Annotated in this window: 12 protein-coding genes; 1 reads left to right on the top strand and 11 read right to left on the bottom strand. The window is 51.0% G+C overall.

Features of this window, described 5'->3' with window-relative positions:
- Positions 1 to 20: 20 nt before the first annotated feature.
- The 4 genes from glyS to JUE67_RS00385 all read right to left on the bottom strand — a co-directional run bounded on the left by glyS (position 21) and on the right by JUE67_RS00385 (position 4,891).
- Positions 21 to 2,090 (bottom strand): glycine--tRNA ligase subunit beta, encoded by a 2,070-nt coding sequence (glyS, locus tag JUE67_RS00400; protein WP_203625647.1) that lies wholly within the window; start codon positions 2,088 to 2,090, stop codon positions 21 to 23.
- A gap of 2 nt (positions 2,091 to 2,092) precedes the next feature.
- Positions 2,093 to 3,010 carry a glycine--tRNA ligase subunit alpha gene (gene glyQ / locus JUE67_RS00395; RefSeq protein ID WP_203625645.1) on the bottom strand — a complete coding sequence of 306 codons (918 nt, stop codon included), beginning with the start codon at positions 3,008 to 3,010 and terminating at the stop codon, positions 2,093 to 2,095.
- Positions 3,011 to 3,369: 359 nt separating this feature from the next.
- Entirely contained in the window at positions 3,370 to 4,536 is a 1,167-nt protein-coding gene (locus tag JUE67_RS00390; RefSeq protein ID WP_203625642.1) for a site-specific integrase, read from the bottom strand.
- A 37-nt stretch (positions 4,537 to 4,573) separates the two neighbouring features.
- Positions 4,574 to 4,891, bottom strand: a complete 318-nt coding sequence (locus JUE67_RS00385; protein WP_203625640.1) for a helix-turn-helix domain-containing protein — start codon at positions 4,889 to 4,891, stop codon at positions 4,574 to 4,576.
- Between the two features lie 134 nt (positions 4,892 to 5,025).
- On the opposite strand from JUE67_RS00385, the gene JUE67_RS00380 reads away from it, so the two are divergent.
- Positions 5,026 to 5,166, top strand: coding sequence for a hypothetical protein (locus tag JUE67_RS00380; RefSeq protein WP_203625638.1), 141 nt, complete (start codon positions 5,026 to 5,028; stop codon positions 5,164 to 5,166).
- A 620-nt stretch (positions 5,167 to 5,786) separates the two neighbouring features.
- Here JUE67_RS00380 and JUE67_RS00375 read toward each other — a convergent pair.
- From JUE67_RS00375 to JUE67_RS00345, 7 genes are read right to left on the bottom strand one after another with little or no spacing between them, the layout of a single operon-like run.
- Positions 5,787 to 6,935, bottom strand: a complete 1,149-nt coding sequence (locus tag JUE67_RS00375; protein ID WP_203625636.1) for a GH25 family lysozyme — start codon at positions 6,933 to 6,935, stop codon at positions 5,787 to 5,789.
- A gap of 2 nt (positions 6,936 to 6,937) precedes the next feature.
- Positions 6,938 to 7,270 (bottom strand): phage holin, encoded by a 333-nt coding sequence (locus JUE67_RS00370; protein WP_203636918.1) that lies wholly within the window; start codon positions 7,268 to 7,270, stop codon positions 6,938 to 6,940.
- An 18-nt stretch (positions 7,271 to 7,288) separates the two neighbouring features.
- Positions 7,289 to 7,522, bottom strand: coding sequence for a DNA primase (locus JUE67_RS00365; RefSeq protein WP_203625632.1), 234 nt, complete (start codon positions 7,520 to 7,522; stop codon positions 7,289 to 7,291).
- A gap of 5 nt (positions 7,523 to 7,527) precedes the next feature.
- Positions 7,528 to 7,671, bottom strand: a complete 144-nt coding sequence (locus JUE67_RS00360; protein ID WP_203625630.1) for an XkdX family protein — start codon at positions 7,669 to 7,671, stop codon at positions 7,528 to 7,530.
- Entirely contained in the window at positions 7,668 to 7,925 is a 258-nt protein-coding gene (locus JUE67_RS00355; protein ID WP_203625628.1) for a hypothetical protein, read from the bottom strand. The genes JUE67_RS00360 and JUE67_RS00355 overlap by 4 nt, the downstream gene beginning before the upstream one ends.
- The gene (locus tag JUE67_RS00350) at positions 7,919 to 10,279 is read right to left on the bottom strand and encodes a phage tail spike protein (protein ID WP_203636917.1); all 2,361 of its coding nucleotides are present in this window, start codon (positions 10,277 to 10,279) and stop codon (positions 7,919 to 7,921) included. The genes JUE67_RS00355 and JUE67_RS00350 overlap by 7 nt, the downstream gene beginning before the upstream one ends.
- A complete protein-coding gene (locus tag JUE67_RS00345) occupies positions 10,272 to 11,711 on the bottom strand; it encodes a distal tail protein Dit (protein ID WP_203625624.1) in 1,440 nt (479 codons plus the stop codon). Before JUE67_RS00345 ends, JUE67_RS00350 begins: the two co-directional genes overlap by 8 nt.
- Positions 11,712 to 11,756: the final 45 nt, after the last annotated feature.

Below are 11,756 nucleotides of genomic sequence, written 5' to 3'. Positions count from 1 at the left end.
TGGAGCACCTCGCCCACCACTTACTTCACGATAACTGCGGTGACATCCCCGAATTGGTGGATCATGTTGGCAAGCACGGACAGCTGGGCCAGGCGATTATTTTTGACGGCTTCATCATCGGCCATGATCATGGTCTCGGTGAAGTAATCCGTGATCACCGGCGTTAAGCTGCGCAGCGCCTGGTAATTATTTTCCGTTGGCGCAACGGTGTAATCCGCCTTGATCGCACCGACCGCATCGTTCAAGGCCTTTTCGGTACTATTTTCAAAAAGGTCCGTGGCAATGGCGGCATTCACCGGATTCTTGTCGGCAATGCGTACCACCCGCCCAAGGGCTTCCATGGTCGCCTTGAAGTCGGCATCATCGGCGTGCTTCGTCAAAAGCTTGGCGGCATCGAGCATCGCCGCAAGATTGACGTCGCGGCTTGCGACAACGGCATCGAGAATGTCGTGGCGCACGTCTTGGCCGCCGAGGTACTGGCTGACGCGATCGCGCATGAAATCGGCCAGCGCAGTTTGGTTATGCTGATAATCAAGGCCGGCCAGCTGATCATTTTCCGTCAGGGCGGCAACGGCTGCGCGCTGCAGCGCCGTCACATCAAATGACCAGTCGTGGGCCGCGATGATCCGCACGATGCCGTATGCTTGGCGGCGCAGGGCGTATGGATCGTTGGAGCCGCTTGGAATGAGGTCGACGGCAAAGAAGCTCATCAGCGATTCGAGCTTGTCGGCCAGTGCGAGCAAGGTCCCCACTGTCGTTGCCGGCAGGGCGCCGTCTGCGGAGATCGGCATGTAGTGTTCGCGAATCGCGGTGGCGACAGCCGGATCTTCGCCGGCCAATCGCGCATATTCTTCTCCCATCACGCCCTGCAGTTCGGCGAACTCGCCGACCATGGCAGAGACCAGGTCGAATTTGTAGATCGAGGCGGCGCGCAGCAGGTGCTGCTTGTCGGCGTCGCTGAGGTTCAATTGATCCGCGAGCAGGCCAGCAATGGTCGTCGTGCGGCCCATTTTGTCATACATCGAGCCGATCTTATCATGGAAGCTGACCGACTTGAGGCGCTCAACGAATTGGTCGATGGTCTTTTTCTTGTCTTCGTTATAGAAAAAGGCCGCATCTTCAAGCCGCGCCGTCAGCACTTTGACATTGCCAGCGATAACGCCTTCGAGGTGGTCGCTGTTGCCGTTGCGCACGCCGATGAACGCGTTGACCATTTTGCCAGCCGCATCCCGCGCGTAAAAATAGCGCTGGTTGTCTTTCATTGAGGTGATCAAAACGGCTTCCGGAATCGCCAGGTACTGCGGATCGAATTTGCCCGCAAAAGCAGTCGGCCATTCGACCAGATTGGTGACCTCTTCCAGCAGATCGGCATCCAGATCGATGGTCCAGTCGTTGGCCTTGGCGATCGCATTGATCTGATCGGCGATCGTCTGCTTGCGCTTGGCCGGGTCCACGATGACAAACTGCGCGGCGAGTGCGTCTTCATAGGCGGTTGCCGCGGTCAATTCAACGGCTTTGCCCAAGAAACGGTGGCCCTGCGTGGTGCGGCCGGCTTTGATGTCCAGCAGCTGCATCGGCACCACCTGGTCATCGAGCAGCGAGACCAGCCAGTGAATCGGGCGAATGTATTCGAAATCGTAATTGCCCCACTTCATCCGGGTCGGGAAGGTCAAGGACTTCACGACGTCGATCAACCCCGGCAAGATCGCCGCGGCCTGTTTGCCGGCAACGGCCTTGTGCAGGTAGACGTACTCGACGCCTTTGATCTCGCGGAAGGTGATGTCATCGACGGTCATCCCCTGCCCGCGGGTGAACCCGATCGCCGCCTTGGACCAATTGCCCTCGGCGTCCTGCGCAATTTTTTTCGCCGGGCCCTTCACGTCTTCTTCGGTATCGGCCTGCTTGTCGGCCAGGTCATGCACCAACAGCGCCAGGCGCCGCGGGGTCGCAAAGCTGGTGATGGCGCCGAATGTCAGGTGGTTCTCTTTCAAAAAGGCCGCCGTCTTTGTTTTAAACTGCGCCAAACTCGGGGTGACCACATGGGCCGGCATGTCTTCCAGCCCGATCTCAAGTAAATAATCGTGTGTCATGATCACTTTGCCTCCTTTGATGCCTGGTCGTCTGATGCTTGGTCATGCAGCAGCGGGAAGCCCAACTTTTTGCGCTCCTCGACAAATGCCCGTGCGACTTTATGCGCCATTTTGCGAATACGGCTCATGTAGCCGGCCCGCTCGGTGACTGAAACGACGCCGCGCGCATCCAGCAAGTTGAACGTATGACTGCATTTCAAGATATAGTCATACGCCGGGTGCACCAAGCCGAGGTCCATCAAGCGCCAGGCCTCTTTTTCATAGGCATCAAACAGTGTCAGCAGCAGGCCCTGGTCGCTTTCTTCAAATGAATACTTGGAGTGCTCGTATTCCGGTTCCTTGAAAATATCGCCGTATAAAACGCCATCGCCCCATTCAAGATCGAACACAGAGTTGACGTCTTGGATGTAAGACGCGAGGCGTTCAACGCCATAGGTGATCTCGCTGGTGACCGGCGACACGTTGAGGCCGCCGACCACTTGGAAATAGGTGAACTGGCTGACTTCCATGCCGTCGAGCCAAACTTCCCAACCAACACCGGCGCAGCCCATCGACGGGTTCTCCCAGTTATCTTCGACAAAGCGAATGTCATGGGCCAACGGATCGATGTCAAGCGCGCGCAGGGAATCCAGATAATAGTCCTGGATGTTTTCCGGCGATGGCTTCATGACCACCTGAAACTGGTGATGTTGATACAAGCGGTTTGGGTTCTCGCCGTAGCGTCCGTCTGCCGGCCGCCGCGATGGCTCAACGTAAGCGGCATTCCACGGCTCCGGGCCGATCGCGCGCAAGAAGGTGTACGGGCTCATGGTCCCGGCCCCTTTTTCTGTGTCATAGGCTTGCATCAGCATGCAGCCCTTTTCCGCCCAAAAATTCTGCAGCGTCTGGATCATTTTCTGGACGCTCATTTTTTGTGTCATGATGGTCTCCTTTTCGATCGACGAACGCAAAAAAGCGTCCCTATGCCAAAAGTAGCATAGGGACGCTTCCGCGCGGTTCCACCCTATTTCAGGTCCGAGGACCTGCTCTTCATTGCGAGGCTCGAAAACGCCAGAGTTGACTGCCCGCACGAAGCTCCCACCTTTTCTTCGCTCGCTGGCCGAGGCCGGTCATCTCTCTTTTTCTCATCGCCGATCTGTTTTGTTGGGTTAAGTATAGCATTCGTTGCTACATCGTCAAGTTTTTGCCATGAAAACTGCTAAAATGTCTGCTTTTCGCCATGTCCTCTCTCATGTCCTCTCACACGCTTCTATCCCTTTCGGCCCTAGGCTCACAGCGGTTATTTTTTGCCGGTTTTTAGGTAATTTGCAAGCCGTTCAGCCGCTTCAACTTCCTGCTCTTTGTGGACACGCGCATATATTTGCAGGGTTATACGCGGGTCTGTATGCCCGACCATCTTCTGCACAGTACTGACAGCGACACCAGCAATCAGCAGGTTGGAAATGTAGCTCTTGCGGAACTTATGCAGCGATATGCTTGGCGTAAGGTTGTTGCTACGGATAATGTTACTTAGCCATTGCCTAGGCTTGTCTACCCTCAGGCAGTTACCGGTCTTAGTGGTAAACAACAGCTGATGCTGTGCAGAGTACTTAGCGTCTGAGTAGATATAGTCAGGCTGTTCAACTCGCCAGCGTTTAAGCCAGTCAACCGTCTCGCCATCAATAGGTACTTCACGCCGGCTTGCACGTGTTTTCGGCGGGTTTACCATCAGTCGCCCATGCAGTCCAAGCGATACGGTCTTATTTACGCTAATCGTGTGCTTCGTGAAGTCTATATCGTTCCAGTCCAGCGCAAGTACTTCGCCGATTCTTAACCCAGCATAAGCTAGTATACGAAAAAGGACATACTTGTGTAACTCGCGCTCAGGGTTTATGCAGTCAAAAAACAGTTCTAGCTGATGCCTATCCCAGAAGTCATCAGCGTTGCCCACTGCGTCTTGAACACGTGGTAGTATCACGCGCTTAGCTGGGTTATTGCTGATGTAGCCTTGTAGTTCAGCATACTCCAACACTCTATTTGCATGGACAAAATAGCGTTTAAACGCGACTGGTGACTCACTAAACCACTTGCTTACTGCCTCTTGCATGTCTGCGGGCGTAATTGCGTCAACGTACAGATCGCCTAGGCTCGGTAGTATATGCAGGTTAAAGCAGTCACGAGTTTTAGACCAGCTGCTTTCTCTCACAGTCAGCATGTAAGACTTTACCCACTCATCATATACATCTCTAAACTTTAGTCTTTGTTGCTTACTTTCTTCAACTGCCGTCAGTCTTCCCGTGGCAATATCTTCGTCTAATGCTTTACCCGCGGCGATCGCTTCACGGCGGGTTGTATAGCCTCCTTTCGTTTTGTATAGCTTACGGCCGGTCTTCTTGTCCTCGCCGACGTATGCCTTAGCGCGCCAGCGAGTACCTCCACCAGTCTTATACTTGCTTATACTTGCCATAATGCGTCCTTCCCACCGCCAGCAGTAGTAGGTAGGCTTACTTGCGTTGCTCCACCAGCAGCTTAGCGAGCGTACGGATGATGTGGCTTTCATCGTCTTGCAATGTCTTGTCTCGCCACATAAGTACCACGCTATCATCGCTAAGGTCGTCGACTTTAGCTGTTGCAGCTATGCCTAAAGATTTAGTTGAACTAAATGCTGTCAGCAGTTTTGAGCTGGTTTCTTCTGTGACTTTTCGTTGCCCAGTTTCAATCTGTGCAACAAGTGACTTTGATAGCCCAGCTCTTTCTGCAAGCTCGCTTTGCGTCATTCTGCGCTCATGCCGTAGTTTTTTTATGTCGTCTGTGGATAGCACGTCATAACCTCCCTCTCATGTTTTTGTGAAACTTTTGATTCATTGTGTTGACATTCAATCTCAGACGGTTGTATACTGTCCTTGTAGAAATTATATCACACAGTGCTACAGCAGTCTTGAAAGGAGGCGATCGCATGGCATTACTCGAATGGGTACTGGGCCATGAGCTAACGATTGCAGCATTGCTACTGACAGCCTTGGCCGCATACGCGATTGGCAAATATGACCAACAATTTTTGGACGACAAAAAAGCCGCCAAGCGCGATAACGCTTAGCAGCCAAGTCAGCTAATTGAATAGCCGAAGCAATCAACCCATTGGCGTGGGTCTACACTGATGTATCTCACCTGATACAAACACAGTGTACCACGGTTGCTATGTTCGTGTCACGCATACCTGCGCACGGTTAAACAAAAGTCAGGTGGTCAGCTGGAGCCGATGCTATAAAGTCTAGCCGACGCGAGGATCAGTCACCCTCAACTCGTCACTTAGGCGTCCACGGCCTTGCGACTATAAAGCTAAACAGTGGGGGTGGAACGTTCTGACAGTTTTAACGAACTGTGGGGTCACCCAGCCATTAGTGTATTTGCGGTGTTCACACGAGCTAGACCGCACGCTTAACAGCAAATAAACCTCAAGCTCACGCTGGTGGTATGTCGGGCAGGACTGACATAGAAATGGGTGCTGGTTATTAGCAACGTGATTATCATGGGCTAATAACTAGGCTGTGTATGAAATTATTGGCGGTGAAAAGCCGCCCACAGTGCTTTCTCTGCGCTGGGGGAACTGTCAGAAATTATCAGGGCAAAACAAAAAGGCCTTAGCAGAGATGCTAGGGCCCTTAAGGCTAGAACTGATTTGTGCCGACGTGTTACCCTTGTGGCAACTGTGACCAGCTACCTAATCAGCAGCACGTCGCTGGGGTGAATCATGCTGTAAATTGTCTTGCCATTGCGGGAAGCAAGGGTGTACATGCTCATGCCATACTTGTAAGCAATGCTCCACCAGCTGTCACCATACCTGACGGTGTACGTGCCGCGGCTATTAGCAGTAGCTGTGCTAGTAGCTTTAACCGCTACTACAACGTCTCTCTTGCTAATCCAGCTCAGTATGCCAGCGAGTAATACCCTGTTTCCACTAGTCTGTTGGACGGTGTAAGTACGCCCACGGACCCATCGAGGTATTGCCACGCCGTTAGCCCATGCCCTAGCGCTTAGGTTGACCTTTACCTTAGTACCCCTAGTGATTGATGTCTTGGTCGCCTTGTTGGCGGTTGCCCCAGCCTTAGTCGCTGGTGTAGACGTCTTAGGCTTTACTGTGACCTTCCCCTTGTCATTGGTTGTGGCCTTGCCATAGCCATTGTCAGTGATGCCGGTTAAGTCAACGTTGCCATCAAGGCCGCCAGCACGATAGGTAGAAGTGAACTGGAAGATACCAACGTTATCAAAGCTTGGGAAGTAGCCATAATTCGGCGCGGTAGTAACATTGTAGTCAGGATACTCCGCAAGCCATAACTGGTAGTCTTTAGCAATTGTTGCCAAATCAGTGTGCGAGACTAGATAGCTCTTATAGCCGTATAGCATTGGCGTGTACCCCGCGGCCTTTACCCGTCGTAGTCCATACAGTATCGCATTAGTGTTAGCTTGCTTACTGCTAGATGCACCCGCTTCATAATCCAATGCCACAATTGACCCTTTTGGCGTCTGTACCATTGGCAAAAAGTGGTCTAACGCAGTCTTGGCAACCGAGGTGCTACCGCCAACCTGATACCAGATGTATGTGTGCGCACGCTTGCCTGCTGCTATCGCCGAGGCTACCTGTGTCTTATACGTTGACTGATTGATAAAAGCACCATTGTAGGTGCCACCAATCTGTGCTATCACAAACTTATCGCCAGAATAGCCAAACTTCCCATTTGCGCCTTGGTATACACTCCAGTCAACACCAGTATCTCCCTTGGCGGCGGATACTGTAGTCACACTGGCAAACGAAAAGGCCGCAAGGAATGCGACCCAGACCGCGATTAGTTTAGCTTTTAGCCTCAATGCTACGCCCCCTTCGTGTATTTACTTTCGATAAATTCCTTCATGCTTGCATAAGCTGATTCAACGGCGTTCGCTACCGTCTTTTCGTCAACGGCGGTGAACCCTAGCTTAGCTAATCCGGCTTGTACGTCTGCCACCGCCTTAGACTTCTTTGCAACCCCGGTCACTGCTTCGGTCACGCCTAATTGCTCAGCGGCTACTACCGCCGCTTCCGCCAACGGCTGTATAATCTGAATAAGGCTTACCGCTTGCCTATTCTTAACGATGGCGTTGCCAAAGTAGGCGAACACAATTGGTACAACTGCAATAGCTATCTGCATGATTAAGTTTTTCATGCGCTTACCTCCTGTTATTTACATGAACTTTTCAAGTATGTAAATGAAGATGGTTAGGCCAATTGTGCCGCCAATGACCCCCCAGATCGTCCACACCATCTTCTTTAAGCTACTTATGTCTCGCGCGTTATCAAGCCCGACGGTATAAGCCTTTTCAGCCTTTTCGTCTGTGGTAGGCAAAGAGGTCAGCTGTTGCTTTATCTGCGCAATATCCTCTTTAATCTCCATTAGCATTTTTGTTTGCTCGTCCACGATGGTCACTCCATTGTTATTTGTTTGCTGGCGACATAATCATTACCGGTAATCTGTTTGTACTCATCAGCGGTTATCATCGCTGGCACATATGGCGCGAGGTCAATCCCCCAGCTGTAAAACAGTACACACTGGTCATAGTTGCTCATGCTTTCGCCTCCAATTGCGCTAGTCGTAGGCTTAGTGAGGCAATCAATTGCTGCTCAGTAGTCGGCTTTGGCGCGTATAACTCAGCTTTCTTAGCCTCATCTATCTTCAGCGTCCCATCGACCAGCTTTGTTGCGCCAAGCACAATCATAGACGTGTCAACATCAACAATCGTTGCGCTAGGCGCAGCATAGGCCTCGTCAGTCCATCCGTCGATATAGCCGTCGCTGTTATAGTTCAATTCCACCTTTACCATGCGATCACCTGCCTTAGTACATAGGCGTTACGGTTGTTGTCATTACCCGTGATATCCGTGTTGGTGACATACACGTATTTCGACGCTATAAGTGCCGTCTGATTCGTCAATACCGCAGAAACACCTTTCCCCGAAAAGGCGTTAACATACGCTTTCGGAATGAAAGTAAAATTAAAGTTATAATCTTGAGCCGCTCCATCAGTAAATCCAGACCAGACAAGCACCCAGCCATTTAAGCAGTCATTGATAGGCGTTGAGGGTTGTATTACCGTTGACGCGTTGGGATAAAGTGCTCCGCTCCAGAGAACTTTGCCGCTGTTGCTCATCTGAACTAACTGGTCATTTGTCAGCGTGACAAATTGGGAATTGTGAAGAATTGTTAGGCCGTTTCCGCTCAGGTATATCTCTCCGGTAATGTCACCATTTGCGGCTTGTGACCATGCGTAAACATTGGCGCCAGCATACCCGGTCGTGCCTAAGCCAGCCGTTTCGCTTGTGCCATCGGCATAGGTAGTCTTAAGCCTTGGTCCTGCCCAATCCACGCTGGCTTCCTCAAGCTGAACATCGCTTCCTGTCACGTTTTTATATGTTGTTGTAAAGCCTAGCCCATTCGGCGTCATTTTTCCTTGCTGAGTCATGTAGGAATTATCAGTGGTCGCCGTGTTGAATGTACTGCCGGTGATTACACCGCCGGCGATGTTCCCGTTCTCATCAATGCTGAATGTGCCATTGGCATTGCCAAAGGTTAACCCAGTGATATTCTTGCCGATAATATTCTGTGCAATTAAGCTGCTCTCGATGTGCGTGTCTTGCCAAGCTGCCCCGCTCCAAGTCTTAGCAGATGCCGCCACGGTGTTACCATCGGCGTCAGTAGTCGCGGGCTGTAACCACACGGCGTTGACTGGTAAGTCGGTCGTGTCAGGCTCATCAGCGGACTTGATAAACGTGCGATTGGCTTTTGCCAGTGTCTGCGCAGTATTAGCGGATTGAGCGGCGGTCGTTGCTGTGTCTTGAGCAGTGTTAGCTGTCGTTTGTGCAGTGTTGGCCATTGTTTGCGCGGCTGCAGCGGTATCTTTTGCGTTTTCCGCAGTAGTAGCCGCGTCAGTGGCAATTGTCTGTGCATTATCTGCTTTCTCATCAACCGTAGCCGCGTAGCTAAATGCTGTTGTGGCCTTGCTGACTGCATCTTCAGCGGATTTAGCAGCTTGTTTAATCTGTGCGGAGGTCTGGTCATGCTCAATTTTAAAGTCGCCAAGGGTCAACGTGCTGCTGCTGGGCATGGAGTAACACTTGTCAACCTCAAGGACGGTCGCTGATAGATATAAGTTCTGTGCTTCATCTTCAACGTTCACCACGTCACCCTTGCTTAGCTCAGATGGCACCCTTACCATTGCGACGGTGTAGTTTACAGCCGGATGGTTATACTGCTTTAAGTCAGCCAGTGCAGACTGCAATAGGGTAGCTTGCGTCGTAGATTCATAAGTCTTCACCATTTGTAGATGGCTAGATTCTGGCGTTGGATTGGTGTTACTCCGCAGGCGAGACCACGTGCGAATTGCGATAGTGTCGCGAAGCACGCCGTCGCTGCCGAGCGCAAACTGGCCTGTGCTATCTGTCCACTTGTATCCCGCGAGGTTAATCGGATGACTGGCACCATCTGGAGTTGCGCCGTAAGCCTTAATTGACGTATGAAGATTGGCCGTGCTGGTCTCACTCACAATCTGGCTAATGTCAGTCCCTTGACGCAAAGTGATACCGGTGGTACTACCCAGCTCATTAACCACGTTTAGATAGCGGTTTGTAACGGTCATACCCTCTATCGTAAATGTATAATAGAGGCTTACTCCAAAGTCATTTGCAACTTCCAACATGCGGTCATAGCTGCTTTGCTCACTGGTAAACTCCAACGTACGAGTATTGGCAGGGATTTCGTTCAGACCAATTTCCCAACCAGAATCTGCACAGAACGTAGAAAAGTATTGTGCAAAAGTCATCGCTTTATTCGCCGCATATTCACCAACGATTTCATTTTTTAAATCATCGCCAGCGTCATCCGCCTGAAAGTTGATTGAGCACCCAGTGTTGTCCACCTGTGTGTTTTGAATTGTCATAAAATGACCAATGCCACGGTCATCTTGGTAAAGTATATAGTTGCCGCCATCACCAACAACCATGGCAATAGCATCGTCCAGGTCGCCCTTGGCAAAGTAGATATTGCCGGTCAGCGCAACAGTACTTGCTGTGGTGCTTTGCGCTTCAATCTCTCCGGCCATGCGGAACTGTCCGCGTTCAGTCGAAGCAATACCTAACATATTGTATTGTCTATCAGTAAAGTAAAAATCCATTTTATACATACGCCTCCTGATAATCGACCGTGATAGCTGGTTGGGTCGCCCAGCTGCTGCCATCGACTGTAATGGTGTTATTGCCCGGCGTCAGGAAGAATTCGTCCCAGTGGTTACCAATTTCTTGCAGACCTCTGTCCTCAACGCCGTTCACTAAAATCTTTTTGCTGACTGTATCAATCGTGACCACATCACCGTCAGCAAATAGGTTTGGAATGTCAGTCACTACTGTTTCGTTTTCCCAAGTGAACTTAGAGTCCGTCAGCTCAATGTCTAGGTCGGCATTGTTTGAATACTTCTGTTGCCAGATTGTCACACCAGTAATTTCCATTGCGCCAAGTTCGGCCATAGTTGTTGACCAGCGCCAGCTGTGTTTACCATTTATCTCGCTCAATTGCCAAGTTATTGTGTTACCCCTGCGTGTTATCTTAGCCTCAATGAATGTCTTCCAACTGGCTGGAATCACATAGGATTTAAGCGAGTGTACGGTGTCGCTAAGCGTCCCTACAACGCAGTCAAAATTGCGACTTGCTGACTTGTCACCAGAATCGCGCAAGATCGCGGCGATACCGCTTTGACCGTTATTTTCAAGATTAAACTCGACGCGGCCGAAGCCCCTTGTCGTTGGCTGAAAGTCAACGCGGTTAGCAAAGGTAAAGTACCCGGTTCTAATGCCATTGATATTAGCCGCAATATCCCCGTGGATAGCTGGGCCATGCCAAACATTGGCCGAGTTTGACGCCCAAACCGGCGTAGCCACTTCTTTGCTTGACCCTTGACCAAACTTAAATAACCCGTCGAACGCGTTTGGATACTTGCTGTCACCTAATCTGTACGGGTAAGACGTCACACAGCTTTTATTTATCTCGGCGCCAGCCGGCGAACTCTTGTAGCTCCACCACAGTGCTCGGTCAGACTTAGTGCCATATATTTTGTCAGGCGATTCAGCATCTCCGAACTGAAGGTAGCCGCCGCTTGAGCTTGCAAGGCCCAAAAATCCATTGTCACCGCTCATTGTGGCTGTAATGACGGGGTAAGACTTGTAGCTGCCAGCGTTATTAAAGCTGACGGCGTCCGTTCCATCAGTGTTTGTGGCTGTGGTCGTGGTGAGGCTGTGGGCGATACCGTCAGGGACAATGAATGACAAGCTGATGGTACCCGCACGCCAATCCTCAGCTAACGTTGGCTGACCGTCATAAATCGCGAGGTAGTATACATCGCTATCATCACCAATGATAAGTTGCTTTGGTTCGTCAGTGTCGAGCGCGGCGCCTAACTCACGGCGTAAATTAGCCAAGTTAGCGTTTGTGATAATGCCCGTGATTACAATAGTCTTGGCGTCACGTGACATATACTGCCACAGCTGACCGTCTGACTGTCCGACCTTGACCATGGCGTTGCTGTGAGCAGTCCCTAAATTGCGCTGTACGTCCAATGACATCGACCCAGCGGCTTAACTCGACGTCGTTATAGATTAAACTTATTC

Source organism: Lacticaseibacillus mingshuiensis (assembly GCF_016861785.1).
Classification (GTDB): domain Bacteria; phylum Bacillota; class Bacilli; order Lactobacillales; family Lactobacillaceae; genus Lacticaseibacillus; species Lacticaseibacillus mingshuiensis.
The sequence above is the reverse complement of the archived record's forward strand: the minus strand, read 5'-3'. Positions and strand labels throughout refer to the sequence as shown.

Coding starts and splice junctions, on each gene's coding strand:
- glyS (WP_203625647.1), bottom strand. CDS start 2,090: ATGACACACGATTATTTACTTGAGATCGGGCTGGAAGACATGCCGGCC.
- glyQ (WP_203625645.1), bottom strand. CDS start 3,010: ATGACACAAAAAATGAGCGTCCAGAAAATGATCCAGACGCTGCAGAAT.
- JUE67_RS00390 (WP_203625642.1), bottom strand. CDS start 4,536: ATGGCAAGTATAAGCAAGTATAAGACTGGTGGAGGTACTCGCTGGCGC.
- JUE67_RS00380 (WP_203625638.1), top strand. CDS start 5,026: ATGGCATTACTCGAATGGGTACTGGGCCATGAGCTAACGATTGCAGCA.
- JUE67_RS00370 (WP_203636918.1), bottom strand. CDS start 7,270: ATGAAAAACTTAATCATGCAGATAGCTATTGCAGTTGTACCAATTGTG.
- JUE67_RS00360 (WP_203625630.1), bottom strand. CDS start 7,671: ATGAGCAACTATGACCAGTGTGTACTGTTTTACAGCTGGGGGATTGAC.
- JUE67_RS00355 (WP_203625628.1), bottom strand. CDS start 7,925: ATGGTAAAGGTGGAATTGAACTATAACAGCGACGGCTATATCGACGGA.
- JUE67_RS00350 (WP_203636917.1), bottom strand. CDS start 10,279: ATGTATAAAATGGATTTTTACTTTACTGATAGACAATACAATATGTTA.
- JUE67_RS00345 (WP_203625624.1), bottom strand. CDS start 11,711: ATGTCATTGGACGTACAGCGCAATTTAGGGACTGCTCACAGCAACGCC.